The 25,085-nt window shown below is 66.5% G+C and carries 29 protein-coding genes and 2 pseudogenes; 14 read left to right on the top strand and 17 right to left on the bottom strand.

Annotation, left to right across the window (positions count from 1 at the left end):
* Nucleotides 1–158: 158 nt before the first annotated feature.
* Nucleotides 159–296: a hypothetical protein gene (locus P9K36_RS18950; RefSeq protein ID WP_170867468.1), complete on the top strand. Its 138-nt coding sequence runs from the start codon at nt 159–161 to the stop codon at nt 294–296.
* A 395-nt stretch (nt 297–691) separates the two neighbouring features.
* On the opposite strand, the gene P9K36_RS18945 is transcribed toward P9K36_RS18950, so the two are convergent.
* From P9K36_RS18945 to P9K36_RS18930, 4 genes and pseudogenes are all read right to left on the bottom strand, one after another.
* Nucleotides 692–874 carry a hypothetical protein gene (locus tag P9K36_RS18945; RefSeq protein WP_043347259.1) on the bottom strand — a complete coding sequence of 61 codons (183 nt, stop codon included), beginning with the start codon at nt 872–874 and terminating at the stop codon, nt 692–694.
* 27 nt (nt 875–901) lie between these two features.
* Nucleotides 902–1,603, bottom strand: a complete 702-nt coding sequence (locus tag P9K36_RS18940) for a GntR family transcriptional regulator (RefSeq protein WP_051044669.1) — start codon at nt 1,601–1,603, stop codon at nt 902–904.
* Nucleotides 1,604–1,890: 287 nt separating this feature from the next.
* On the bottom strand, nt 1,891–3,111 hold the full coding sequence (oxlT, locus tag P9K36_RS18935; RefSeq protein ID WP_043347292.1) for an oxalate/formate MFS antiporter: 1,221 nt from the start codon (nt 3,109–3,111) through the stop codon (nt 1,891–1,893).
* A 349-nt stretch (nt 3,112–3,460) separates the two neighbouring features.
* Nucleotides 3,461–3,859: pseudogene (locus P9K36_RS18930) on the bottom strand (pirin family protein); the annotation flags it as partial.
* A 214-nt stretch (nt 3,860–4,073) separates the two neighbouring features.
* On the opposite strand from P9K36_RS18930, the gene P9K36_RS18925 reads away from it, so the two are divergent.
* Both P9K36_RS18925 and P9K36_RS18920 read left to right on the top strand, forming a co-directional pair.
* Complete coding sequence (locus tag P9K36_RS18925; protein WP_278305740.1) at nt 4,074–4,709, top strand: NAD(P)H-binding protein; 636 nt, start codon at nt 4,074–4,076, stop codon at nt 4,707–4,709.
* 99 nt (nt 4,710–4,808) lie between these two features.
* Nucleotides 4,809–6,239, top strand: a complete 1,431-nt coding sequence (locus tag P9K36_RS18920) for a carotenoid oxygenase family protein (protein ID WP_278305739.1) — start codon at nt 4,809–4,811, stop codon at nt 6,237–6,239.
* Nucleotides 6,240–6,492: 253 nt separating this feature from the next.
* On the opposite strand, the gene P9K36_RS18915 is transcribed toward P9K36_RS18920, so the two are convergent.
* Together P9K36_RS18915 and P9K36_RS18910 are read right to left on the bottom strand one after the other, a co-directional pair.
* Nucleotides 6,493–7,221 (bottom strand): SDR family NAD(P)-dependent oxidoreductase, encoded by a 729-nt coding sequence (locus P9K36_RS18915; protein ID WP_278305738.1) that lies wholly within the window; start codon nt 7,219–7,221, stop codon nt 6,493–6,495.
* Complete coding sequence (locus P9K36_RS18910) at nt 7,218–7,853, bottom strand: DUF938 domain-containing protein (protein WP_278305737.1); 636 nt, start codon at nt 7,851–7,853, stop codon at nt 7,218–7,220. Before P9K36_RS18910 ends, P9K36_RS18915 begins: the two co-directional genes overlap by 4 nt.
* A gap of 489 nt (nt 7,854–8,342) precedes the next feature.
* Here P9K36_RS18910 and P9K36_RS18905 point away from each other — a divergent pair, with 489 nt between their 5' ends.
* Both P9K36_RS18905 and P9K36_RS18900 read left to right on the top strand, forming a co-directional pair.
* Nucleotides 8,343–9,317: a formylglycine-generating enzyme family protein gene (locus tag P9K36_RS18905; RefSeq protein WP_278305736.1), complete on the top strand. Its 975-nt coding sequence runs from the start codon at nt 8,343–8,345 to the stop codon at nt 9,315–9,317.
* Nucleotides 9,314–10,798, top strand: a pseudogene (locus tag P9K36_RS18900) (sulfatase-like hydrolase/transferase); the annotation flags it as partial. The gene P9K36_RS18905 and the pseudogene P9K36_RS18900, both read left to right, overlap by 4 nt.
* Before the next feature lie 1,029 nt (nt 10,799–11,827).
* Here the strand turns inward: P9K36_RS18900 and P9K36_RS18895 are convergent.
* A protein-coding gene (locus P9K36_RS18895; RefSeq protein ID WP_089231777.1) for an IS3 family transposase occupies nt 11,828–12,993 on the bottom strand; the annotation gives its coding sequence in 2 pieces (ribosomal slippage) (nt 11,828–12,729 and nt 12,729–12,993; 1,167 coding nt in all).
* Between the two features lie 389 nt (nt 12,994–13,382).
* Here P9K36_RS18895 and P9K36_RS18890 point away from each other — a divergent pair.
* Nucleotides 13,383–13,943: a metallophosphoesterase family protein gene (locus tag P9K36_RS18890; RefSeq protein WP_278305735.1), complete on the top strand. Its 561-nt coding sequence runs from the start codon at nt 13,383–13,385 to the stop codon at nt 13,941–13,943.
* Nucleotides 13,930–14,211 carry a hypothetical protein gene (locus P9K36_RS18885; protein ID WP_278305734.1) on the top strand — a complete coding sequence of 94 codons (282 nt, stop codon included), beginning with the start codon at nt 13,930–13,932 and terminating at the stop codon, nt 14,209–14,211. The genes P9K36_RS18890 and P9K36_RS18885 overlap by 14 nt, the downstream gene beginning before the upstream one ends.
* A 41-nt stretch (nt 14,212–14,252) precedes the next feature.
* Here the strand turns inward: P9K36_RS18885 and P9K36_RS18880 are convergent, their stop codons facing one another.
* The 8 genes from P9K36_RS18880 to P9K36_RS18845 all read right to left on the bottom strand — a co-directional run bounded on the left by P9K36_RS18880 (nt 14,253) and on the right by P9K36_RS18845 (nt 18,811).
* On the bottom strand, nt 14,253–14,735 hold the full coding sequence (locus tag P9K36_RS18880; RefSeq protein WP_278305733.1) for a hypothetical protein: 483 nt from the start codon (nt 14,733–14,735) through the stop codon (nt 14,253–14,255).
* 101 nt (nt 14,736–14,836) lie between these two features.
* Nucleotides 14,837–15,346 carry a hypothetical protein gene (locus P9K36_RS18875; protein WP_278305732.1) on the bottom strand — a complete coding sequence of 170 codons (510 nt, stop codon included), beginning with the start codon at nt 15,344–15,346 and terminating at the stop codon, nt 14,837–14,839.
* A gap of 237 nt (nt 15,347–15,583) precedes the next feature.
* Complete coding sequence (locus P9K36_RS18870) at nt 15,584–16,240, bottom strand: hypothetical protein (protein ID WP_278305731.1); 657 nt, start codon at nt 16,238–16,240, stop codon at nt 15,584–15,586.
* 66 nt (nt 16,241–16,306) lie between these two features.
* On the bottom strand, nt 16,307–16,498 hold the full coding sequence (locus tag P9K36_RS18865) for a hypothetical protein (RefSeq protein ID WP_278305730.1): 192 nt from the start codon (nt 16,496–16,498) through the stop codon (nt 16,307–16,309).
* On the bottom strand, nt 16,482–17,348 hold the full coding sequence (locus P9K36_RS18860) for an HIRAN domain-containing protein (protein ID WP_278305729.1): 867 nt from the start codon (nt 17,346–17,348) through the stop codon (nt 16,482–16,484). The genes P9K36_RS18865 and P9K36_RS18860 overlap by 17 nt, the downstream gene beginning before the upstream one ends.
* Complete coding sequence (locus tag P9K36_RS18855) at nt 17,345–17,584, bottom strand: hypothetical protein (protein WP_278305728.1); 240 nt, start codon at nt 17,582–17,584, stop codon at nt 17,345–17,347. The genes P9K36_RS18860 and P9K36_RS18855 overlap by 4 nt, the downstream gene beginning before the upstream one ends.
* Nucleotides 17,581–18,438, bottom strand: a complete 858-nt coding sequence (locus tag P9K36_RS18850; RefSeq protein ID WP_278305727.1) for a hypothetical protein — start codon at nt 18,436–18,438, stop codon at nt 17,581–17,583. Before P9K36_RS18850 ends, P9K36_RS18855 begins: the two co-directional genes overlap by 4 nt.
* 91 nt (nt 18,439–18,529) lie before the next feature.
* Nucleotides 18,530–18,811, bottom strand: a complete 282-nt coding sequence (locus P9K36_RS18845) for a hypothetical protein (protein WP_278305726.1) — start codon at nt 18,809–18,811, stop codon at nt 18,530–18,532.
* A gap of 215 nt (nt 18,812–19,026) precedes the next feature.
* On the opposite strand from P9K36_RS18845, the gene P9K36_RS18840 reads away from it, so the two are divergent.
* From P9K36_RS18840 to P9K36_RS18830, 3 genes are all read left to right on the top strand, one after another.
* The gene (locus P9K36_RS18840) at nt 19,027–19,248 is read left to right on the top strand and encodes a hypothetical protein (RefSeq protein WP_278305725.1); all 222 of its coding nucleotides are present in this window, start codon (nt 19,027–19,029) and stop codon (nt 19,246–19,248) included.
* A 39-nt stretch (nt 19,249–19,287) separates the two neighbouring features.
* Nucleotides 19,288–19,911, top strand: coding sequence for a hypothetical protein (locus tag P9K36_RS18835; RefSeq protein ID WP_278305724.1), 624 nt, complete (start codon nt 19,288–19,290; stop codon nt 19,909–19,911).
* A 72-nt stretch (nt 19,912–19,983) separates the two neighbouring features.
* Nucleotides 19,984–20,631, top strand: coding sequence for a hypothetical protein (locus P9K36_RS18830; protein WP_278305723.1), 648 nt, complete (start codon nt 19,984–19,986; stop codon nt 20,629–20,631).
* A gap of 139 nt (nt 20,632–20,770) precedes the next feature.
* Here P9K36_RS18830 and P9K36_RS18825 read toward each other — a convergent pair whose 3' ends face one another.
* Both P9K36_RS18825 and P9K36_RS18820 read right to left on the bottom strand, forming a co-directional pair.
* Entirely contained in the window at nt 20,771–21,124 is a 354-nt protein-coding gene (locus P9K36_RS18825; RefSeq protein WP_278305722.1) for a response regulator receiver protein, read from the bottom strand.
* Between the two features lie 176 nt (nt 21,125–21,300).
* Nucleotides 21,301–21,651, bottom strand: coding sequence for a hypothetical protein (locus tag P9K36_RS18820; RefSeq protein WP_278305721.1), 351 nt, complete (start codon nt 21,649–21,651; stop codon nt 21,301–21,303).
* Nucleotides 21,652–21,770: 119 nt separating this feature from the next.
* Here P9K36_RS18820 and P9K36_RS18815 point away from each other — a divergent pair, with 119 nt between their 5' ends.
* The 4 genes from P9K36_RS18815 to P9K36_RS18800 all read left to right on the top strand — a co-directional run bounded on the left by P9K36_RS18815 (nt 21,771) and on the right by P9K36_RS18800 (nt 25,047).
* Nucleotides 21,771–21,905: a hypothetical protein gene (locus tag P9K36_RS18815; RefSeq protein WP_278305720.1), complete on the top strand. Its 135-nt coding sequence runs from the start codon at nt 21,771–21,773 to the stop codon at nt 21,903–21,905.
* Between the two features lie 6 nt (nt 21,906–21,911).
* Nucleotides 21,912–22,067, top strand: a complete 156-nt coding sequence (locus tag P9K36_RS18810; RefSeq protein WP_278305719.1) for a hypothetical protein — start codon at nt 21,912–21,914, stop codon at nt 22,065–22,067.
* Nucleotides 22,068–22,737: 670 nt separating this feature from the next.
* Complete coding sequence (locus P9K36_RS18805; protein WP_278305718.1) at nt 22,738–24,129, top strand: sodium:solute symporter family protein; 1,392 nt, start codon at nt 22,738–22,740, stop codon at nt 24,127–24,129.
* A 60-nt stretch (nt 24,130–24,189) separates the two neighbouring features.
* Nucleotides 24,190–25,047 carry an AraC family transcriptional regulator gene (locus tag P9K36_RS18800; RefSeq protein WP_029357547.1) on the top strand — a complete coding sequence of 286 codons (858 nt, stop codon included), beginning with the start codon at nt 24,190–24,192 and terminating at the stop codon, nt 25,045–25,047.
* Nucleotides 25,048–25,085: the final 38 nt, after the last annotated feature.

The following is a 25,085-nucleotide window of genomic DNA, read 5'->3' as shown; positions in this document are numbered from 1 at the left end:
ACCCCGACTTGACGCTTCGCATGACGGCACTCGGCAGACGCCCCTCATCCCGATCTGCTCATGCAATCTCTGCATATCGGGCTTGAGGTATGTGGCATACCAGGCAAGGCGTGCAGTGCGATATCGCTTCTTGCGCACCGCACAACAGGACGCCGCCGATGACCCTGCTCGCCGCTCTCGCTCTCCTCCCCGTTGCCGCCATCGCCAACTTCGCAGTCGTTGTCGCGCTCGCCAATCACTTCGACGGCGACAAGCCGGCCGCGGGTTTCACCGGCCCGGTCCCGACACTGGCCTGAGTCATGACGGGCCGCGTCACGCGGCCTCGCTTGAGGATGTCCCGGAATTCGATTCGGCCGGCAGGTGAGGCTCCGGGATTGCTCCGCCCACCTGCGTGACCGCCTCAGCGAAAGCCCGGGGCGTCAACGGACGGGAGGCTGCCCGTGCACGGAAGCCGCCTCAATCCTGGTCTTTCACGTCTATCCCCGACGAAGCAGCGTTGGCTTGAACTCAGGCGCGGAGACGCCGTCCGCTTCAGGGCATGTCTGTCCCGTAAGCGGTGTGACGGACATCTCACTCCGCAGACGCCGGAAGGCCCTTCAGACGTATCGGGAGCAGACCGATCGACCGTCGGAGGCACTGGGCTGGTTCGCTGCCGCACGCGAAGAGGCCGATCCTGCTTGCGCTGTGTCTGTCATTCGGCAAGCACGAAGGCGAGCCCGAGGATCGCCACAAGCACCGCTCCGCCCGCGAGTTCCTCACGCGGCTCTTCTGCAAAACGCGGCGACCGGCTTGCGCTGGCAACGCCCGCTCCGACGAGGCCGATGATCAGGAAGCCGAGGCCGAGCAGGTCGGTGGTCTGAACGGACGGTAGCATGGGTCGATCCTCCGTCAGAGATGTCCCTTATTCTTCTGGCCACGCCCAATGTGCTTCGACGTGGGCGATCAAACCAAGTGCATGATCGCGAACGAGGACCGCAGCCTGATCGGCGTCGCGTTCCTGCAGCGCGGTGATGATGGCGGCATGCTCGCGCATCGAGACTTCATACCGCCCCGACCGATGGAGGAAGGCCGATCGAACCGCCCGCATGTGGATGAACAGGTTGGTCGTCATCTCGACCATCAATCCACAGCCGCCGAGACGGATGATCATCTGGTGAAAATCGAGGTTGGCTTCCTCATAAGCGGTCAAATGAACAGGCAATGCCGAGGGATCGAAATCCTGGAAGACTTTGCTCAGGTCGCGGAGATCGGCGTCCGTGGCGTGCGTGGCGGCGGCATGAGCTGCCGAGCCCTCCAGCGCGGCCCAGACCCTGATCATCTCGATGACTTCGCGCTTGGTCTTGCGCGTCACGAAGAGTCCGCGGCGTGGCACCGTGCTTACGAAGCCCTCCCGTTCCAGAAGCGTCAGGGCTTCTCGGACTGGCGTTCGGCTGATGCCGAGATCTTGCGCAATCTGGTGTTCGTTCAGCCGGATCTGTGCCGATCCGTCGTAGAGATCCATCGCGAGGATCGATCGCTTGATGCGGTCGTAGGCCTGCTCACGCAGGCTCACAGTCTGTCCGATCGAGATTAGACCCAAAGAGGTCTCAGGTGGCTGCAGCACAGTCGAGCTCCGAGAGCGCCGAAAAATCGATCTTGGCATCAAATCCGAGGAACGCGCCGGAGCGCACCTGGGAGGCCGCTTGAAAACGGGGGCCTGGAAAGCGGTGCCTGACGCGATGGTGGCTGGAGGCCCGAGTGTTCCGGGCTGTCTGCGACGCGCATGCGTCCCGGAGATGTGATAGGCATGCGGGTGCCGCAACTTGGCCGGTCAGCACGACCCCGGCTCCGGAATTCCGGAGCCGGGGCCTTGAGGCTTTCGCCGGGCCTCGGCGTGGCCGAGCCCGACGTTCAGGCGTGAGCCAGCGCCAGCTTTGGAGCCGCCGCGTCGTTGTTTGCCTTGTGGTGCTGCTTGAGCATCGGCCGCAGCACCGCGATCGCCAGCAAGGCGGCGATCAGGTCCATGCTCGCCACCGTGTACAGGACCGTGGCCCAGGTGCCGGTCGCCTGCATGATCAGGTTGCCCACCGGCACGAACAGCGCCGCGAAGCCTTTGGCGCAGTAGAGCACGCCGTAGATTTTGCCGATGTGCTTGGAGCCGAACGTGTCGGCAGCGGTGGCGCTGAACAGCGAGTAGACCTCGCCCCAGGCCAGGAACACCACCCCGGACAGGATGACGAAGGCCCAAGGATTGGAACCGAAATAGCCCAGTGCCACGATGCCGATACCCTCCATCGCGAACGCGATGAACATGGTCTTCTCCCGTCCGATCCGGTCCGAGATGAAGCCGAAGAGCGGGCGCGAGATGCCGTTCATGATCCGGTCGAGCATCAGCGCAAAGGGCAGCGCCGCCATGGCAAAGAAGTACAGGTTGACCTGGAAGTTCTTCACCCCGAGATCCTGCGCGATCACGCCGAGCTGGGCCACCGCCATCAGGCCGCCCGTCACCGTGCAGGTGAACATCAGCAGCATCACATAGAAGACGGGGGTGCGCAGCGCCTCGGCCAGCGTGTAGTCGCGCCGCGACTGAAGGACCTTGGTGGAGAATGGCACCTGGTTCTTGAGTGGCGCGCGCATGGCGATGGCGGCGGCCATGATGATCGCGCCCTGGATCAGACCGAAGATGAAGAAGGCCTGGGCGTAATTGCCGCCGTCGATCATCTTGGCGATCGGCAGGATGGTGAGTGCGGAGCCGGCGCCGTAGCCGCCCGCCGTGAGGCCGACCGCCAGGCCGCGCTTGTCGGGGAACCACTTGAGCGCGTTGTTGACGCAGGTGGCGTAGACGCAGCCGACGCCGATACCGCCGGCCACGGAGCCGAGATAGAAGCCGCTCAAGCTCGTGGCGTAGGAGTTGATGACCCAGGCCAGGCCCGTCATCAGACCGCCGAACATGACGACGCGGCTGGGACCGTACTTGTCGATGAAGTACCCCTCGATCGGGGTCAGCCAGGTCTGGACGACGACGAAGATCGTGAAGGCGACCTGGATCGCGGCGCGGTCCCAGTTGAAGGTCTTCTGGATCTCGGGGACGAACAGCGTCCAGGCATACTGGATGTTGGCCGCTGCAACCATGCAGATCACGCCAAGCACAATTTGTAGCCATCGATTGGTGTTGGGTGTTGCCGTACCCGGCACGGCATCTGGCATGGCCATGAGCTTCCTCCCTCGTCCCTGCGCTGACATTCGGCGACGTGCTGTAGTATTGGCGTGCACGTCGGCGGGTTGCTTGCCCGTGCCGGAACCATCTCGCGGGTTCCGAGATTGACTTGGCAGCATGCATTATTCTGTGTGCCAGGATCATATGGCAAGCGAAATAATTCATTTTTTGTTGTCGACAGCGCGGGATGAAAAGTCGGTTCTGCGCGTGCATCCCGATCGGAGATCGCGACCCGTCACCGTGATCCGCGAAGGTCGACGTCGCGTCCTCGTGGCTCACCGGCAGAGCGAACCCAGTCTGGATCCTGAACAGGCTGTTCGGCCCGCCGCGCGCCGTCGCCGTAATGTGCTCCGAATGGGCGACTCCGCGGCCCGCTACCATCCAGTCCACTGCGCCCGGACGTATGACTCGATCGGCCCCGGGGCGGGTCCGGCGATGGACGTCGCCGCGGCAGAGGCCGGTCACGGTGGCGAGACCGATCTGCGGATGCGGCCAGACATCGATACCCTGGCCCGTCAGACGTGCGGCGGGGCCGGCTTGGTGGAAGACACGGCATGCCCGAACCGTCCGGCGATCCGGCGCCGGCACGGCGCGTCGAATCTCGAAGCCGCCGAGATCCCTTGCACGGAGACTGATGAGCGTCTCGGTCGCGTCGACGCCCACCCCATTGTGGCAACGCGGTTCCAGAGCTTGCTCCCGCTCATGGCGTCATACTCTCGGTCTGGTTCGGCCGCCCACGATCGTTGCCAAAGGCCCGTGAACAAGCGCGATTCCCCCTTCGGGCCACTCAGACCCGACAGGCCCCGGTCAAGGGGCCACATAGCGCGACTTCCCGCCATGCGGTCTTGTCGAACACCACGGTGGTGAGGAACCAAGCATGGCACATGTTCTCGTCATAGGCGCCAGCAAGGGCATCGGCCTGGAGACCACAAAGGCGGCTCTGGCGGCCGGGCATCGTGTGCGCGCCTTCGCGCGGTCCGCAGCCGGCATCGGTCTTCCGGATCCGAGCTTGGAACGGTTCACGGGCGACGCGGTGAATGCGGCCGATGTCGCCGCCGCCCTCGATGGCGTGGATGTCGTGGTGCAGGCGCTGGGCGTACCGACCAGGGATCTCATCAGGCCCGTCCGCTTGTTCTCGGAAGCGACCAACCTTCTCGTGCCCGCAATGGAGACCGCCGGGGTGAAACGGCTGATCGCCGTCACCGGTTTCGGTGCGGGCGACAGCCGGGATGCGATCGGACTTCTCCAGCAACTGCCATTCCGTTTGGTGTTCGGACGCGCCTACGACGACAAGGACGCGCAGGAGATGCGCATCCGCAGGAGCAGCCTCGATTGGACGCTCGTCAGGCCCGGCGTCCTGACGCCCGGCGCCGCGACAGGCCGTTACAAGGTCCTGACCGAGCCCGCGTCCTGGCGAAACGGCCTGATCTCTCGAGCCGACGTGGCAGGGTACATCGTCGCCCAGATCGACCATCCGTCTCACGAGCGGAAAGCCGTCGTCCTGGTCCGGTAGGCCGGAGGTCGCAGACTTGCCCGCTCCGCATCGTCGGAGCCGGGTCGCCCTCGATATGAAGGCATCTCTGCCCATGACGCACCCAAGGGATTGCTCCCGATGCCAAATCCCATTCGATCCGCCGTCCGCGCTGCCCTCGAAGGCGGCGTCGAACTGGTGGCTGCCTACAACCGGGCGCGGCTGCCAAAGACCCCGAACCCCTTCGTGATCGGCATCCACGAGCCGATGCGGGAGGAGCTGACGCTGCAGGACCTCGCCGTGATCGGCTCGATACCGACCCAGCTCGACGGTCGGTACCTCAAGATGGGCGCGAACCCCGTGCGGCCCGCGTCGGGCGGTCACAACTGGTTTCTCGGCGACGGCATGGTGCACGGTCTCGCCATCAAGGATGGCAAAGCCTTGTGGTACCGCAATCGGTGGATCGGCTCGCGCACGGCCGCCGCCGCCCTCGGTCGGCCCGCCGCACCCGGCCCGCGTCGGGGCGCAAACGACACCGTCAACACCAACGTCGTCGATATCGGGGGCCGCGCCTTCGCGGTCGTCGAAGCAGGCAGCTTCCCTGTCGAACTCTCCGACACCCTGGAGACGCAACGCTACAATCCGTTCGAGGGCACGCTCGCTGGATCCTTCACCGGTCATCCGCACCGCGATCCGATCACCGGCGAGACCCACGCGATCGCCTATGACGGGCGTGTCTGGGACGCCATACGCCACGTCATCGTCTCGGCGGCCGGCAAGGTGGTCCGCGACGTACCGATCGCGGTCCAGCACGGTCCCTGCGTCCACGACTGCGCGATCACGGCACGCTTCGTGATCGTGCTCGACCTTCCCGTCACCTTCTCGATGCGGGCCGTGCTCGCCGGCCACCGCTTCCCGTTTCGTTGGAACAGCGCTCACCGCGCCCGGGTCGGGCTGCTTCCACGGCACGGGCGCGCCACCGACATCGTGTGGTGCGACGTCGAGCCGTGCTTCGTCTTCCATGCCGTCAACGCCTTCGACGGTGAGGATGGGCGCGTGATCCTCGACGTGATCGCCTATCCGACGATGTTCGCCTCGGAGGGCGGCGAACTCGACACGCTGGGTCGGCTTGAGCGCTGGACCGTGGACCCCACGACGCAACGCGTCGAGCGTCGCGTGATCGACCAGGCCGCGCAGGAGTTTCCCCGCATCGACGAGCGCCACTTCGGGCAGAGATATCGGTATGCCTACACGGTGTCCGTACCCGCGGACGGCAATCCGCAGCTTGCCGGCGCGACGACGCTCTACAAGCATGATCTTGAGACGGGTGAGCGCCGCGTGCACGCGTTCGGCGAGCATCACGTCCCGGGCGAGTTCGTGTTCGTGCCTGCAAGCGAAGATGCTGGTGAGGACGAAGGCTGGCTGATGGGCTTCGTGATCGACACGGCGCATGAAACGACGGACTTTGCGATCCTCGATGCTCGTTCGTTCGAGGCGCCCCCCTTGGCGATTGTCCGGCTCGGGCATCGGATCCCGCCAGGTTTCCACGGAAACTGGTTTCCGACGCCCTGAGCGGGACAGGCCGCACACAGGCAAGGCTTGCAGGTCCGACCGACGGCGCGAGCCAGCGTCGATGTCCCCCGACGAGACAGTGCCGACGATAACCGAGGGACCCCGGCCGCTTCAGGGTACGAAGGACTTCGCCTCACAAAACCGAACTGGGCTCATTCTGGATGCGAATATGCTGGCCACGCGAAGACCAGACGTTGGCCTCTGCCGATCCCCCAGGCATAAACCGTATGACGCGCGTCAGCGGGTGCCGCGCCTAGGCTGGGATACGCGTGCCGTCCCAGGCGAAGACGCCTCCGGTATCCTTTACTTCGAGGTCGCCGAGCACGCGCAGGAGATGAGCCGCACTCTCATCGGGCTGAAAGACACCCTCGGCACTCGGGTCGGGCCGGAAGGGCCGCGACAGGTTGGAGGCGACTGTGCCCGGATGCAGGCCGACGATGATTGCGTCCGGTCGGCTGCGGGCCACCTCGATCGAGAGGGTCCGTAGGATCTGGTTCAAAGCCGCCTTCGAGGCGCGATAGGCGTACCAGCCCCCGAGCCGATTATCTTCGATGGATCCGACCCGCGCCGACAACGCCGCGAACACGCACCGTCCCTCCCGCGCCAGCAACGGCACGAAATGCTTGGCGACGAGCGCAGGGCCGATCGTGTTGATTGAAAGGACGGCGGCCATGGCGGCGGGATCGAGCGTCTTGAGCGCCTTCTCGGGCAAGACGCCCTCCTGATGGAGGATGCCGGTCGCGACGATGATCAGACCGGCTGATCCGGCCTCACCGACCTTGGCCGCGGCCGTCGCGATTGACGCCTCGTCGCCCAGGTCGATCGGGTGGGTGCGGACGCCGCGCGGGACTGACGGCTGCGAGCGGGAGAGCGCGAAGATCGGCGCATAGGCCTCACTTGCGGCGAGTCGGGAGACCAGGGCTTGGCCGATGCCGCCGGAAGCGCCGATCACGACCGCGCTGGTCGAGGTCGATGAGGTCATAGCGATGCCTCCCGGACAGGCGCAGGGGATTGGCCTGTCTTACGGAAGATCAGGCTCAGATTGTTGGCCGGCATCGCGACGCGCTCGAAAAGGTGTAGCCCCTGCGTCCCGGCGGCAGCCGCGACGGCCTCGATGTCACGCACACCCCAGGACGCGTTCCTCGCTCGCAAGCTGTCATCGAACGCTGTGTTGCTCGGCGCGGTGTGGGAACCATTCTCTCGGAACGGACCGTAAAGATAGAGAACGCCCCCCGCCGGAAGCGTTGCGCCCGCGCCCGCCATCAACCCGGTGGTGGCGTCCCAGGGCGCGATATGGATCATGTTGATCGCGACGAGCGCATCGGCCCGCGCCACCGGCCATGGCGGACGGGCCGCATCGATCGCGAGCGGCGAACGAATGTTGGACAGGCCCGAGGCCCGCGCATGGGCGCCGATGCTGCGGCGCGCCGCTTCGTCTGGATCGCTGGGCTGCCAATCGAGCGCGGGCATCGCATTGGCGAAGTGAACGGCGTGCTCACCAGACCCGCTTGCGATCTCGAGAACGAGGCCGTCGGGCGGCATGACGCGCTTCAGGACTTCGACGATGGGTCCGGCGTTGCGAGCCACGGCCGGCGAAAACAGAGCGTCTGACATGGAGCGCCTTTAGCGCCTTTCCGTAAGGGCCGCACGGCTTACCCGCACGGCGCGCCCGTTCTCCGCCGATCATGCGCGGCACCCGAAACTGCTATCGTAACACGAGGCAGCCCGCCGGATTGGGCCGAGATCTGAACGGCGGCTTTTGGGCGCCCCAGCGGGCTAGACAGACGTCCCATATCGGCCTGTGCCGCCCCTGAACGGGCCGTCGAAAGGGGCTCTTTCGATCGGGGCTGAAGCGAAGAGTATCCGGAGAACCGGTATCTCGGCCTACGGGTGCGGACCGTGGCGCGCAGGCTCAGGGAAACTTCCATCAGATCTAGCCGGATGGGACAGTGCGCTTCCGAGCCGAAACTGATCCCCTGTCCCATTCGGTCAAGCTGCCGTGCGCAGACTTGATACGTTGCTGCACGCCTTCAGCAGGCATTCTCGTTGGTCCGCGTTGAGGCGCGCGCGATGCCGAGAGCTCCCATCCTCCACCGGTTCGCCATGTCGTCAGATCCCTCGCCGGACATGGTCTTTGTGCCTGGAGGGACGTTCCGGATGGGTTCGGACCGGCACTATCCGGAAGAGGCCCCGGTCCATCGAGTCTGCATAGACGGCTTCTGGATCGACCGCACGCCGGTCACCAATGCCGATTTCCGGACCTTCGTGCGCGCCACCGGCTACGTGACGATGGCCGAGCGCCGGCCCGACCCGAAGGACTACCCCGGCGCGTTGCCGCACATGCTGAAGCCCGGCTCGCTCGTGTTCAAGCCGCCCAGGGGCGCGGTCGAACTGCACGATTGGAGCGCATGGTGGCGCTTTAGATTCGGCGTGCATTGGCGGCGGCCTTACGGGCCGGGCTCCTCGATCGCCGGCCTTGACGATCACCCGGTGGTGCACGTCGCCTACGCCGACGCTGATGCCTACGCAGCCTGGGCGGGCAAGGTCCTCCCGACCGAGGCTGAGTGGGAATACGCCGCGCGCGGCGGTCTCGACGGGGCCGAATTCGCCTGGGGCGACAAGCTCACGCCGGGCGGCCGGCACATGGCCAATACCTGGCAAGGCGCCTTCCCGCACGAGAATCTCGCCCTGGACGGCTACGAGCGCACCTCGCCGGTGACCGCGTTCCCGCCCAACGGCTACGGCCTGCACGACATGATCGGCAATGTCTGGGAGTGGACGACCGACTGGTACGCGCCAAGGCATGAGGGCGATGCGCCCAAGGCTTGCTGTATCCCGATGAATCCGCGCGGTGGATGCGTGGAAGGCAGCTACGACCCTGGTCAGCCGGAGATCAACATTCCCCGGAAGGTGATCAAGGGCGGTTCACACTTGTGCTCGCCGAACTACTGCCAACGCTACCGTCCGGCGGCGCGACATGCCGAGGCAGTCGACACTTCGACGAGCCATCTTGGCTTTCGTTGCGTCGTCAGATCCGGGCATCGAACGCAATCGGCCTCAGCGGGAGGACTGCGATGATCAAGAAAAGCGAGCCCTCTGAGACAGCGCCGAATATTGATTTTTCGACGACCCCCGAAGGCGCAACGTTCCGTCCAACCCGCCGTGCCCTGCTCTCCGGAACGGCCGCTCTGGCTATGACAGGAACCGCTGTCCACGCGCAGCTCCGTGGAAGCCCAGGGGCGCCGAATGCCGTCGAGTTCCCGAACAGCCGTGTGTTGCCGACGCCAACGCCGCAATTCAGCGGCACGATCATGCCGACGGCAAAGGATAGCGTTGCCGCTTGGCCGCCCGCGGTTGCTGCCCCGGAGGGCGCGCCCAATGTACTTCTGATCCTGACCGACGACGTCGGTTTCGGCGCGCCGTCGACCTTCGGCGGCCTCATCCCGACCCCCGCGCTCGACAAGATCGCTGCGGCCGGTCTTCGATACACGGCCTTCCACACCACGGCTCTTTGCTCGCCCACGCGTGCAGCCATGCTCACGGGCCGCAACCATCACTCGGCAGGGACCGGAAATATCTCGGAAATGTCTTCGGGCTTTCCCGGATACAACTCGATTATTCCGCCGGAGAAAGCCACGGTGGCGCAGACGCTGCGTCTGAACGGTTATTCCACCGCCTGGTTCGGAAAGAACCACAATATCCCTGCGTGGGAAGCCAATCCCGTCGGCCCGTTCGGCAATTGGCCTGTCGGCATGGGCTTCGACTATTTCTTCGGGTTCGTCGGCGGCGATACGAGCCAATGGCAGCCGGGCAACCTCTTCCGCAACACAACACCGATCCATCCTTACGTCGGACGGAAGGATTGGAATCTCGGGACCGCGATGGCCGACGATGCCATCAGCCACATCAGGACACTTGCGGCGGTCACGCCCAACCGTCCCTGGTTCATCCACTACGCGCCAGGCGGCACGCACGCGCCGCACCAGCCGCCGAAAGACTGGATCGAGACGTTCAAGGGCAAGTTCGACGCCGGTTGGGAAACGCTTGCCCGTCAGATCTTCGACAATCAGAAGACGCTGGGCGTGATACCGGCGAACGCGCGATTGCCGCCGTGGCCGGATTTCCTGAAGCGGTGGGATAGCCTGACGATCGACGAGAAGAGGCTCTTCACGCGGCAGGTGGAGGTCTATGCGGCCTATCTCGCCTACACCGACCACGAGATCGGCCGCGTCATCCAGGCGGTCGAAGATCTCGGACAGTTCGACAATACGCTGATCATCTACGTCAGCGGCGATAACGGCAGCAGTGCCGAAGGCTCCATGAACGGCACGCCGAATGAGGTCGCCTATTTCAATCTTCAGTCATTCACGGTCGAGCAGCAGTTGCCGTTGATCGAAGCCTGGGGCAGCGACCGCACCTATAATCACATGGCCGTGCCATGGACGTTCGCATTCAATACGCCTTATCGCTGGACCAAACAGGTGGCGTCGCACTTCGGCGGCACACGCAATGGTATGGCAATCTCCTGGCCAAAGCGTATCGCCGATAAGGGCGGAATACGAATGCAGTTTCATCACGTGATTGATATCGTGCCAACGCTGCTCGAAGCGATCGGCATTCCACCTCCCACCATGGTGAACGGGATTGCACAAGCGCCGGTGGAAGGCACCAGTGTTGTGTACACCTGGGACAAGCCCAACGCGGATGCGCCGTCCCATCGCAAGACCCAGTATTTCGAAATCTTCGGCAACCGCGCGATCTACCACGACGGATGGGTCGCGTGCACGACACCCATAGCCACGCCGTGGAATCCGGGCGCCCCGGTTCCCGATGATGCGATCAACGGCTACAATTGGGAGCTGTACAATCTCGCGCAGGATCCCACAGAGTTGAACGACCTTGCGAAACACGAGCCTGAGCGACTGCGTGTCATGCAGGAGCTCTGGCTTGTGGAAGCGACCCGCTATCAAGTGCTTCCTGTAAACAATTCGGTGATCACGGGTATGATCACGCCACGACCGGGCCCGGCCGCCGGCCGCAAGCAATTTATCTATACAGCGCCGGTCTTCGGCATTCAGGCGAATTCGGCGCCCAATATCCTCAATCGCTCATATCGAATTTCGGCCGACATTGAGGTGCCGCAGGGCGGGGCCAACGGGATGCTGATTACCCAAGGCGGCCGCTTTGCCGGCTGGGGCCTGTACCTGCGCGAGGGCAAGCCTGTGTTTACAATGAACCTGCTGGGCATGGAGCGACCGAAATGGGAAGCCGCGGTCGCGCTGTTGCCCGGTCGGCACACCCTTGTCTTCGACTGGCAGATGGACGCGAACGGCGCCCCGTTCTCGCGAGGCGGATCGGGTACGCTTTCCGTCGACGGCCAGGAAGTGGCACGGCGTTCCCTGCCGCGTACGCTGCCCTTCACCTTTGCCTGGGATGAAACCCTGGATGTCGGTCTCGATACCGGTACGCCTGTCGATGACTCTGACTATCAGGTTCCGTTCAACTTCACCGGCAAGCTGAATCGGATCATTGTCGATCTCGGGGAGTCGAGCGTTGATCGGCCCCCACGAGGTGGTCCAAGGTCAAAGTTAGTGCAGGGTTGGTCGCTGGACCACGGCGAGCTTGGCCGGTGCAGCCGGCCTAGCGGCTATAGCTGGCACGAACACCTCTGGCGCTGGCGGCCGGTAGCCCAATGCGCCATGCGGCCGAACCGTATTGTAGTGCCGTCGCCAGCCCTCGATCATGATCTGCGCCTCCTTGAGCGTGTAAAAAATCTCGCCATTCAGCAGCTCGTTGCGTATCTGTGCGTTGAAGCTCTCGACATATCCGTTCTCCCACGGCGAACCAGGGGTGATGTAGGCCGTCCTTGCGCCAACGGCCGCAATCCAGGACTGCACCGACTTGGCGATGAACTCCGGACCATTGTCTGACCGAATGTGCGCCGGCACGCCGCGCAGGATGAACAGGTCGGACAGCACATCGATCACGTCGGCCGCCTTGAGCTTGCGATCCACTCGGATGGCCAGGCACTCGCGGCTGAACTCGTCGAGGACGTTGAGCATCCGGAACTTGCGCCCGTCGTGGGTGCGCGTCTCGACGAAGTCGTAGGACCAGACGTGATTGCGGTGCTCCGGGCGCAGCCGGATACAGGAACCATCCCCGTCCCACAGCCGTGCGCGCTTGGGCTGGCGGGCCGGGACCTTCAGCCCCTCCTGCCGCCATAGGCGCTCGACCCGCTTGTCGTTGACCAGCCAGCCGTCCGCCCGCAGTAGGGCGGCGACCTTCCGATAGCCGTAGCGCCCGTAGCTACGGGCAAATTCGATCAGCTCGGCGACGAGCGCCGCCTCGTCATCTTTGCCCCGCGGCGCCTTGCGCTGTGTCGAGCGATGCTGCCCGAGTGCCTTGCAGGCCCGACGCTCGGAGACCTTCAGCACGGTCCGGACATGCTCGATGCAGGCGCGTCGGCGCGCGGGGCTGGTCAGTTTCCCCGGGCGGCTTCCTGCAGGATCAGCTTGTCCAGGGTGAGATCGGCGATGGCTTTTCTGAGCCGCTGGTTCTCCGTCTCCAGATCCTTCATCCGCCGGACCTGATCCGACTTCAGGCCGCCGTACTCACGCCGCCAGCGGTAGTAGGTCACCTCACTCACGCCGATCGCGCGGATCGCCTCCGCCACGCTCTGGCCTTGCCCGACCAGCACGTCCGCCTGCCGCAGCTTGGCGACGATCTCCTCAGGCTTGGGTCGCTTCCTCGACATCGATCCGTCCTCCAGGCTCAAAGCCATACCAAAGGGCGGACCACTTCATTGGGGGCGGATCAGCTACGCGCCTCGGGCCCGGAGCCGACCTCGACACCGTGCTGCGGTGGATCACCCGGACGTGCCCGCGCCCGAAACCGTGGGGCAAGAGGGGGCCCTCGCAGTACGTGCCCTGGTGCCGGGCAGCCTACGAGGACCTGCGTGCCGGTCGGCCGCCGGACCGCATCACAGGATCCCAGGGTCCAGGGATGTCTTAACCCGCCCCGTGCTAGATCATCTCCACCCCAGCCCAAGAGGCCGACGTGAAACGAATAGCCCGCCCCCGCTCACCGACGAGACCCATCCCCGGGGCGTGACCGCGCGCGGCAGCCCCTCACGGAGGCTGCCCCATGACGACATTTTTCACTTCCGATTCGCACTTCGGCCACGCCGGGGTCCTGCATATGAGCAGGCGCCCGTTCTCCTCCATCGAGGAGCACGACGAAGCCTTGGTGGCCGCCTGGAACGCGGTCGTCGGCCCGAAGGACGAGGTCTGGCACCTCGGGGACTTCGCCCTCGGGGCGAGCCCGGAGCGTTGCGCCGCGCTGTTCCGCAGGCTGCGCGGCCGCAAGCTCCTCGTCCGGGGCAACCACGACCGGAAGCGGGTCATGGACCTCGGCTGGCACGAGCAACACGACCTCGTCAGCCGCAAGGTCGAGGGCATCCGGGTCGTCGCCTGCCATTACCCCATGAGGGCGTGGCCCGGCGCCTGGCGCGGGTCGATCCACCTGTTCGGTCACACGCACGGCTCGCTGCCGGACACCTCGCAGTCGTGCGACGTGGGCGTCGACAGGTGGTCGTACGCCCCGGTGACGCTCGGCCAGATCCGTGAGCGCCTCGCCGCGACGCCGGACGTTCCCGAGGAGCGGCGGCTCGGTCAAGCTGGGGAGGACGACGATGCCGAGGGGTGAGACCGAGATCCCGGACGACTGCGTGACATGCATCCGGTGCGGCTGGGTCAGCTACGCCGTCACGAAGTCCGACGCCGAAGCGCACGTCGAGAAGCACAACCTGTGGCGGCTGGAGGACCCAAGCCGCCTGCGGCATTGGCCGACCCCGGCGGTGCTCGACAGCTACCGCTGCAGGGGATGCGGGCAATGGGGGCCGTACCGGCGGACCGTCGCCGGGGACTGCCCGACGGGGGCGACGCTCAACGCGGTCGTCTGCGAGCACGTCTGAAACGCAGAGGGCCCCGGCGTCACCGCCGGGGCCCTTCACATTCAGGCCGGGCTATTGCCCTCGTCGCGCGCCTTCATTGCCGCGAGGTTGGCGGGTGTGGTTCCGAGCCAAGCGGCCCTGGCGATCCGGTATGTCTTGTCGAAGATGGGCCGTTCCCTGATTACGTGATGGAGATGTTGCATCAACCTTGCGGTGTCCGCATTCTCATGCAGGATTGCCGCGAGGTTGATCATCGCATCACCCGGGATACGACGCATGGCAGCACAGTCATCATCGCCCTTCATGATGCCGTAGCCATAGCCGAAGCGGCCGGATGCGTCCGGCCAGATCGCATAGACGCGGTCTGCCGCGTCGAACGTTTCCAAGAGAAAGTAGGCCTGGGTATCCGCATCGTAGTTCTTCATGGTGTCGCGGGTTTTTTCTGCCGCGTCGATGAGCTCCAGGAGTCTCATGTCCGAGAGCCTGTGCTCCTTTTGCTTCGAATTTGGCTTCTTCATCTCGGTCCTCGTCAGCAGGCCGCCCATGCGGCCGTCGAGGAGACCCTGCCCATCTGAACGACGCTGCTGGAGTCGAGAGATGGTCGACGGTTAACAGGGCGGTTAATCGTCCACAGGCACGTGCGGGCTCACCCGCGCGACGGGTGGCGCTCTCTCTCCGCCCTGGTTTTCCACTCCGCCTCGGCTGCGACGAGCTGATCGTGCAGTTCGCGGGCCTCTGCGGCACGAGGGTGGGCCATGTCGAGGAACGGCCGCACGCGCGCCGCTGCGCCGGCGAATCCGCCAGCCCGGACACCTGCGATTTGCGCCCGTTCGTCGAGGCTCGTTGGCTCGGGCCCGTAGCCCCAGCGCGTCAGCGTGCGCGGTCGGTTGTACGTCTCGCTCGCGCCGGCGATGGCCTCTTCCATGGCACGGATTCTCGCCGCGTCCCTGGCGGCCTGCATCAGCACGGGGTCGGTCTCCGCCACGGCCTTGGCGAGCGCGGCGGCCTGATCGGCCAGGACCTCCTGCACGGGGGCGTCCTCGGGCGGAGCGGGCGGGGATTCGGGGAGCGGCGGCGGGGCGGCGTGGAGCGCGCGGCAGGCTCCGCGGGCGACGGGCGGCAGGCGGGGCGTGAACGGGACGGGGGCGGTCGTCATGCGCGGCGGCTCCTCTTCTCGGCTTCGATGGCACGGCGGTGCGCAGCGGCCGCCGCGGCGGCGGTCGTCATGATCAGGTGGGCGTGGGCCCAGGCGGTCAGGGACTTCTTCACGAGGGCCTTCGTTGGGAAGGCTCGCTTACTCCAAGCGGCGCGGGCCGCTTCTTGCTGGGATGCCTGGAAACGGTCCGCCCGCTGGGGCGATGCACGATGACGTGCTCGACCGGGGGACGGGTCATCACGCCGACGCGCGCAGCGCCTTGGCATTGGCTTCCCACGCGAGCAGGACCGCCTCCAGCCACGTCTTGGGGACGATGGGGTCGCCGTCCTCCGAGTACCAGCACTCCGTCAAACCGACGAGGCGCCCGGTCAGGCGCTCGGTGACGACGGCGTGGTCGCCATCGTCCGCCTCATAGGAGTTCGGGTTCCGCGGGTCGTCGCGGCCGGAGACGGTCACACGGCAACCGTAGCGCCGGGCGAGGTCGTTGGCGCCGTGCTCGCGCATGCCCCAATCGTCCACCTCGGCCTCGGCCTCCGCGCGGTCGAGTGAGTGTTCGAGCGCCTCGATGCCGGCAGAGACGGCGTCCTGCGTCTGCGGCACCGACTGGACAAACGCCCTGATGGCGGCTTCACCCTCCGGCAACAGGCGGACGACGTTCCCGGGCGCGAGCTCGATCTCCTTGCGGGGAGCGAAGTCTACCCTGGCGGGCTCCTCGGTCCTCGGCACGATCTCGTAGCCGAAGGTTCGCAGCCCCTCGATCAGCATGGTCGCCTCGGTGCGGGCGTTGAAGCGGATGCGCGGGTCGAGGCGCTCGGTCTTCGGCCACCGGTTGGCGTGGTCGAGGCTGGACGCGATGAAGTCGAGGGGCGTGACGGGCTTGCTCTTGCTGCTCACGGCGATGCTCATGATGAGGGGTTGTTCGGAACAGGCGCCCCTGCCGCCGGGCGCGCGACGGGGCGGTCAGGCCTTGCCGAGGGCGGCCTTGATCAGGCCGAGGGCCGCCTCGACGGCGGCGCCCCCCTCGGCCTTCACGGCGAGCATCCGGAAGGAGCCCGCCTCGTCATCGCGCTGGACCGCCATGACGGCGAGCCGGGATTCCTGATTGCGCGCCGGGACGCGGGCCGGGCGGCGGGGCTTACCAGGAGCGGGCATAGGACCCTCCGGTGTCGGGCTCGGCGTAGAACTCGCGGAAGCCGAGCGTGCCCTTCAGCTTGGGCAGCTTCCCGCCCCGCTTCGGCTTCCGGTCCCACTCCAGGAGCGCCTCCCGGAATTCCGGGGTCACATCCACGGTGTAGTCCCAGCGCCCAAGCGCGATGCCGACCGACGCCGCGATGCGCACGACCGTCGACCGGGAGCACCGGAGGACGTCCGCTAGGTCGTCGACGTCCGTCCGCCCCTGCGCGTTCGGCTCCGGCAGCATCGGCTCGCTCGGCACATGACGGAGGACATCGACCGCGGTGCGGAGGCGCTGGCGACGCTGCTGCCGGAGGGTCAGCCTGTTTTGTTCGGCGCGGTCCCGGAGAATTCGGTCGCGTTCGATCTCCGCGTCCGACCGGCACATAGCTGCGTCCGCCAGGTGCTGGATGAAGCGTCCGTGGATCGTCTCGGCCGCCGGCCCGACGACGAGGGCCCGCAGGCTCCAGGCCTCGCCGTCGCCCGGGTGGTGGACGTAAGCCCGGGCGGCCGCGCCGGCGTCGAGTAGCGGCGCGATGCGCAAGGCGGTGTAGCGAGGCAGGTGCCCGAGCATCCTGGAGTTGCGCCACCACACCTGCACGGCGTTCTCGTCGTGGGGATTCGCGGGCTCGCGGACGAGATGGAGGCGGTCGCCCGGCAGCGGCAGGACGCGCTCCCCGGTGAGCTCGTCGACCTTGCCGTAGTCGTAGAACTGAAGGCCGGCGATCTCGCTCGCGAACCACGGCTCGGCCGCGAGCAGCGCAGCGGTCTTAACGGCGACGTCCGTGCCTTCGAGGCCGGTCAGGTCGGGATAGGCTTCGTCGGTCATGGCTTCTCCCCCTCGTTGGGGTCGACCCAGGCCAGCGCAGCCTCCACCTCTGCGATGGCGCGCCGAACCGCGGAGAGGACGACCGCCTCGGCGGTGGCGACGCGGATCTGCAGGCGCTTGTCCGCCCAGCGGCTTGACCCGGCGCGAGCCTTGGCGGCGGTCAGCACGGCGGCGTAGCGGGCCCGGGTCTCCCTGGCGTCGAGCGCGGCGAGCTCGTCGACGAATCGCGAGGTCATGCGGCCCTCCCGGCACGCATGAGAACGGACGCGTCCCGGTCGGCGCGGATGAACGCGACCGCCAGGTCCGTGGACAGGTCGGCCATGCGAGCGAGCTCGACGGCGCGGACGAGATCCTCGACGTCCAGCCGGTCGATGCCCTGCAGCGTCCGCGCCCGCCCCGGGACGGGCGATGGCGCCGCGGCGGGAACCGCGGGGACCGGCAGCGCCACGACGTTGACCGGGGGCTCCTCCGGAACGGTCGCGACGGCGGCGGCGACATCTTGCTTCCGACGCTTGCGGGGCGCGCCAGCTTCCACGAGCCCAAGGCGGAGCAGATGCAACCGCACGCCCGTCGGCGTAACGCCGTACTCGGCGGCGAGGTCTGCCACGTGGCCGACACGCTTCCAGTCGGCCCGGATGGTCTCGTCCCCGGGGACGCGACGAGCGCCGCCGCAGCGCGGCGCGACGGATTCTGTGACCGGTGCGGCCGCCTCCATGTCCTGCTCCTGTTCCTGGGGGGTTGGGGTGGCGCTGATGCCGGCCGCCGCCAGCGCCTGCCGGGCGCGCTTCGTCTGATAGGCCAGCCGCATCTTCTCGGCCCCGCTCACGCGGGGGTAGTCCGTGATGCCGCGCTCGCGCAGGAACTTGAGCACCGTGGTGTAGGGCACCCCGTGTTTCTCTGCGGCCCGGCTGACGGCGCCGAGCGCGAACACGTCGGCGATGGCGGCCTCCTCCTGCTCGGGCGTGGTGGTGCGGTGCCGGGTGCGGACGATGATCCCCGCCTTGGCGCGCTGCTCGTCGCGTCCGGCCTCCGCGATCTTGCTGATGGCGTTAGCCGTCAGGAACGGCCACCGGCCCAAACAGGCGTCCATGCCGTAGCCTTCGAGGATCTGCAGCGCCTTCGCCGGCGAGGGACGCTCGTAGGCCAGCAGGTCGACGCTGGAGTTCTCGCTCGGCCCCGGCTCATGCCTCGGCCCCGAATGTGACTTCGGCCTCGATGAGCGTCAGGCCGTCCCGGTCGTAGAGCGCCACCGGCTCGGGCCCGCGGGGGACGTAGCGGACCTCGCGGACCAGCCCGAGGCCCTCCAGAATTCGCGCGGCCGGCCCGCGGCGGTTGCGGACGACGTCATTGACGTACGCCGCGCTCAGGCCGTGCGCGGCCGCCCACGCCATCTGGCCGCCCGCCTCTACGCAGGCCGCGCGGAGGCGGGCAACGACTTCTTCTTCTGTCAGCGATGCGGCCATTCCCAGTCTCCGGCGCGGTCAACTAAGTAGAGGGTATGCGTCATCCGCTGAAAAGCAAGATGCCATATTCCTTCGACATTCGAAGGATCGTAATTCGTAATTTGCAAATTGCACGTTACGAATTGGGTCGAAGAAAAATTCTTGGAAGACCTTTCATTGTGCTTGGTCGAGTGCTTCAATCTGGCAATTCGCTGATTGCCAGGAGCCCCGACACCGTGTTCACGATCCTCCTCTTCCTCGTCAGCGTCGGCCTCGTCGCCGCTGCGGCCGCCTCAGCGGCCCACCGCCCGCTCCCCCTCGACGTGGCGCTCCCCGTCGGCGCGCTGGGCCTCGCCTGGCGCAGCGCCGGCGAGCGCAACACCCGCAACGGCAAGCGCACCCTGTGGCGCGCCGAGGGCGATACGACGCGCTACAGCCGGGCCTACGCCGCCGACTGAGAGGGCCTGCGCGCGGTCGGGTTCTCGTGGGACGGTGGCGTGCCGGTCTGCTGGGAATCTGTCCCGGCGCCGGTTCCCTACACCGTCGAGGAAGCCTGCGCGGCCGCCGAGGCTTGCGCGGATTCGACGGACCGCGCTCGTGCCCGCGAGAAGCTGGCCGCCGCCGAGGCCGAATGGGCCGCCAACGGCGCCGCCCGGGCGGAGGCAATCGATGCGCTCCGGGCGTGCCTCCGGACGCGGGCTTGGGCCTGGAACCGGCGGAAGCGCGAGCTTGCCCAGTCCCTGCTCGGCGACCGCCCTTCGGACCGGGATGCCCGCCTCGCCCGAGAGCTCGTCGGCGAAGTCGAGTACCTCGTGGAGACCATTACCGCCCGCCTCGGCCAGGAGAGGGTGACGGAGTGGTGGGAGCGCGCCGCCGTCCCTGAGGTCCGCACCGCGGCGCACGAGGCCTGCCGAGTCCTCAGCGAGATGGACGGCGACTGGGCGACTGTCCGGAATTCGCGGGGCTGGTCGGCGGCGCACTCCCACGCGGGCCACGTCCTAGCGAGCCTGCCGGAGCTCGGTCAGTCCGAGGCGAGCCACGCCCTCCGCGCGGTCTGGGCGCACAGGCGGCAGATCTCACCCGAGCTCCGGGAACGCGTGTTCGGCTCGGCGGAGGCCTAGCCCGCCCCGCTTCTCGTTTTCGTCCCTCCGCCGACAATCACCCCGTAGCCTTGAACAGGAATCCTCATCCCCATGCGCAAGTTCGCCCGCCTCCTCGCCGCCACCCTCGCCGCCATGCTGGCAGTCCCGAAGGCCGTCTGGGACGGCTCGAAGTGGGTCATGAAGGCGCTCTTCGCCCCGCCGGAGCCCGCCGGCCTCGCCATCGAGGACGCCTTCGAGGGCGTCGCCGCCCAGGCCGCCGCGCCCGTGACACCGTCACAGCCGGCGGCGCGTGACACCTTCACGCCCGCTCCGGCGCCCAAGCCCGAGGCTGCCCCGAAGCCGGCCGCGACGGCGCAGGTCGTCGAGCTCGACCCGGTCCTCGCGAAGGGCAAGATCGCCTACGCCTACGCGTGTGCCCTGACGACGCTAGACGAGGAGCCCTCCACCGCCGGGCTCAACGAAGCCGAGGCCGCATGGCTCTCCAGCCTGAATACCGCTGAGATGATGCACATCTGGCGCGGCGGCCCCATGCAAGCCGGCGCGCACATGCTGGGCATCAAGACCATCCCCGGGCTGCCCCTGTGCCCGACCCTGGCGGAGTACCGGCATGTTTTGGGGAGCGCGGCGAGGATCACCCCCCGCCAGCGCGAGGAGATCGCCGAGTACAACGCCACCTTAGACCGCGCCTTCGCCGACATGATCGACGACCCGGCGTTCGAACTGAAGTGCGGCATCTAACGAGCCGCCCCGAACAGCAAGAGGCCCGCCCCGGGACGCCGGGGCGGGCCTTTCTTTTTGTGCCGTCACCACTCGGAGACGCTTGATACTTGCTCCGTGCGCACACGGTAGCATGACAGTGTGCGCACAGATGCTGACGCTATGCCGACCGGGCGGCGCGAAGGATGAGACCCTCGGCCTTGAGGGCGCGCCGGTGCATCTGGGCGGTCTCGGCCTTGGCGGTGGCGGTCTCCTGCCGGGAGGCGGCGAGCGCCTGCTGCAGGGCGGCGACTTGCTGGCGGAGGGCGGCCGCCTCGTCGACAGAGGCCTGGAGGGCGGCGCGCTGCCGGGTGACCGCAGCCATCGCACGACCGGCAGCGGTCTGGTTCCGGCAGGCCTGCTCGTAGTCGGCATCCGCCTGCCGCTGCCTGGCATCCGCGAGGCTCGTCGCCAGGACGCCCGCCAGGCCCATGCCGACGCTGTCGAGGTCGGAGGTGATCTGGTGGGCGCGCATGGGTCTCTCCGTCGTCCGGTGTGACCCCACGATCGGGGGTGCGGGACTCGCCGTCGAGAGGGAGTCAACCGTTATCCCTGGCCGTGACACCGCCGCAGGCCCGGTTTCCGTAATGAGGTTAGCGCCCCGTTACTTCTTGGATGTGTAACGCCGAATCTGGAATGACGCCGTCCGCCCTAGACGAGGCGCAACCGCTGGGCCACGGCCTGATGCGCAGCTTCGCGGGAGACCTGTCCGTCCTGCAGCTTGGCGGCCCGGACATGGGCGATGGCGCGCCGCATGATGTCCTCGACGTCCACGGACATGCCTGCGACGCTGCCCCGGCGGACGCAGTGCCCCACGAAGTCCGCCGCATGCAGGGCCTCCGCCATGGCGGAGGCGACCGCGGCGTCGACCACGCGCGGGTCCGGCAGGCCAGCTTTCTTCCGGTTGGCACGCTCGACGCGCTTCCGCTCAGCCGGTGTCAGCGGGATGTGCTTGGCGAAGTTGTCGTCGGGCTTCGGGAAGGTTTCGATGCGGTCGAACATGGCGGACTCCTAAGGGGGGAGATTCAGCCCGGCCGCGGCATTCGACAAGGACGGTGTCACGCGGCGTGACACCGTCCAAGGAGGTTGGCCGTAGCAGAAGCTATCCGCAGGCTACCCCGATGCTCAGAATCAACCTCGAAATCGACGTTGGCGCGTTCGAACGCGAGGTCGACACCCACATGCTGAAGGCGTTCCGACCGACCGTCGTAGAGGCCCTGAACGCCGCCGGCGAGGCTGACGTGGACACCGTCTAGGACGGGATGCTGAAGGCGTTCGACTGGCCGAAGCCGCTTCCTCTGACGGAAGACGACTCCTCCAAAGCGACTGTCCGGACCGATGGACGCAACTCGAGCATCCTGATGAACATCCGCGAACGGGCTGGATTTTATGTCCGCACCAAAAGCGGCAGGTGGTGAGCCATCCGCCCATGCACGAGCACTCAGGCGGCTTACACCGGCTGGCCCACTCCACGCCGGAGTGCTGTCGCGCGCGGAAGCAGACTTTCAGCTTTGCGCCCATTGCTGCCACTCAGCCGAACCGGGCAGCAACCTGAAAGCAGACGTTCTATCGGCAGCTGAGCGATGGCCTGGTTGTCGATGTATCCGACGGTGCATCGCCGTAGGGAGGCTTCGCAGGTGCCTTCACGAATTAAGCTCCGAGGCGCACAATCCCCCGGTGGACCTTTGACGACACCATCGTTGAGGTCAGCCTCGCCCTCGTGCCGTCACCAACGGCCTACGCCCTTTCGTGTCCCAAGCTAAGCTGATTTTGCTCAACTGCCGCGAAAGACCGCTATCGGGATGCGCCAACTCCGCCCGAGATGGCAGACATGGGTCACTGAGACTATGTTAGCTTTTTAGGCTAGAAAGATGCGTTTTATATTAATTATAGTGCTGAATCAGATAATCTGATGGCGCCGATCAAATCAGAATATTTGTCCGCTTCCTCTTCAAAATCTAATTTTCCCCGCAATGGCCGTTGCTTCTCGTTCCTGCGAGGAAAGCTGCGGCCCCGAATGATTTCGGAGGAAACATGCTGGGGTCCCTTGGCGCTCAGGCGCTACGGCATCGCCGTTAGGCCGCACCCATGCAGCCAAACTGGATCGTTCTCTCCCTGACCCTGGCCTACATGGCGGCGATGGGGCTGATCAGTTTCTCTGTGCGACGCCATGCGAGGAGCGCGGGAAGCTTTACCTCCGGCGGCACGCGCTATCCGGCGTTCCTGATCGGCTTTCTGCTGATGTCGGAATTCATCGGGACTGCGACGAGCGTCGGTACCACACAGACGGCCTACAGAGTCGGCGTGTCGGCAGCCTGGAACGTCCTCGCCCTCGCCGTCGGATTCGTTCTTTACGCCATCCTGCTCGCGCCCCGCTTCAAGGAACTCGGCGAGAATACGATCTCCGGGGCGTTGAATAAGGCCTACGGTCGTCCGACCAAGCTCGCGACCTCAATCATCATGATCTTCGCTCTTCAGATCGTCGCAGTCTCGACCTATGCGGGCGGCGGTACGATCCTGGCAGGCCTCCTTAACGTCGATCGGACCAGTGCCATCGTCATCACGGGTATCGTCGCGACGCTCTATGTCAGTGTCGGGGGGATGCGCTCGGTCATCTACACGAATGTCCTCCATGCCGTCGTGAAGTATCTTGGCATCCTCGCGGCCGTCGCCTTCGGATTGTCTCAGGTCGGCGGCCTCGCGAACCTGCGGGTCCGCGTGCCCGAAGCGATGTTCGCGGTCGATACGGTCGGCTGGTCGCAGATCTTCGCGTGGATGGTCGCCGGCATCGGCGCGGTCTTCTCGACGCAATACGTAATCCAGGCCATCAATACCGTGCAGGACGGGCGCACGGCGAGGCAGGCCAGCTTTTATTGTGCCTTCCTGCTCGTGCCGTTCGGCATCGGCGCCGCCCTGGTCGGTGTCTGCGCGGCGGCGCTGCTGCCGGGAATCCCCGCGATCCAGGCTTTGCCGGGCCTGATCGCCCGGATGGACGATCTACTGGCCGCCATCGTGGTGGCGGGATTGGCGGGGTCCCTGTTCGGCACGATCTCGGCCCTCAGCATCGGCGCCGCCACCCTGCTGTTCAAGGATTTCTATCATCCCCGCCGTCTGAGCGAGGATGGGACATCGTCCCTGCGGTTCGTCCGCAGCATGACGGTGCTCGTGGGTCTGATCCCGATTCCCCTGGCGATCTTCGCGCCGGATATCCTGAAGGTGACCTTCCTCGCGAAATCCCTGCGGGCGACGCTGGCGGTCCTGGTCGTCTTTGCCTTCTACGCTCCGCGCTTCGGCACCCCGCGGGCCGCCGTCGTCAGCATCCTGGTTTCCCTCGTCCTGACGATCGGCTGGTTCCTCGCCGGCGATCCCGGGGGAATCGATAACGCCTATGTGGCCTTCGTCATTCCCCTGGCGGTGATGGGTACCGCCGAACTCCGCAAGAGGACCACGCTCCGGAACGAACCGGTTGCGGCGCCCTGACGGGACGGTGGGCCCGGCGGCGATCTAGCTGCCACCCGCGGACCATGCTAAATAGTGCAGATGTCCGAGGCTCTTGAGATCGCCCATGGCGCCTTCGGCCGCGTCGCGCTCCTCGACATGGACCGCAGCCTCGTCCGTCACGCGCACCCGCATTGCCATGTGCTCCTGAAGGTCGAGGGAGACGACACGCAGTTCCTCGTCGGCGATCAGGTTGTCGCGCTCACCGACGATCAGGCTGTCCTGATCAACGCCTGGGAGACCCACGCCTACCTGCACGATCCCCAGCGGGCCAAGGCGATGATCCTGGCTCTGTACATCGAGCCCGACTGGCTCGGCGCGTTCCGGCGGAATTGGGCTGCGAGCGGGGCGCCCGGTTTCTTCGGACAACCGTCGGGCGCCGTCACACCAACGATTCGCCGGCTCGCCCACGACCTCGCCGCCGAGATGGTCTACGCGCCGCTTTCCTCCCACATCCAGGACGAGTTGCTGTCGAACCTGATGGTCGCCGTGATCGAGCGGTTCACGGCCTGGCGCGAGGAGCCCCTCTCCCTCCGCGCCGCCGCCCGGCGCAACGCTGGCGACTGGCGCATCCGACGCACCATCGCGCGGGTGCGGGCGGAGCCCGGCGCCATGCTGGGCACCGAGGCGCTGGCACGCGAGGCGGGCCTCTCCCGCGCCCAGTTCTACCGCCTGTTCGAGCAATCCACCGGGGCCCCGCCGCATGTCTTCCTGAACGCGATCCGGATCGAGCAGGCCGTCGAGGCCATCGTGAGTAGCGAGGAGCCCATCACCGCGATCGGCATGCGCCTCGGCTTCGCCGCGCCCGCACATTTCTCGCGCTTCTTCCGGGACCACGTCAGCGTACCCCCGAGCATCTTCCGCGGTATCGTCCGGCGGGGCGGGCAGCCCGCTGCCTGACGGCGCCGTCATCAAAGAATGAGACGTTTCGGTAAGTC

The sequence above is a fragment of the Methylobacterium sp. 391_Methyba4 genome (genome assembly GCF_029691625.1).
In the GTDB taxonomy this organism is placed as follows: Bacteria; Pseudomonadota; Alphaproteobacteria; order Rhizobiales; family Beijerinckiaceae; genus Methylobacterium; species Methylobacterium fujisawaense.
Note: the sequence above shows the minus strand (reverse complement) of the source record. Positions and strands in the feature narration are given on the sequence as shown.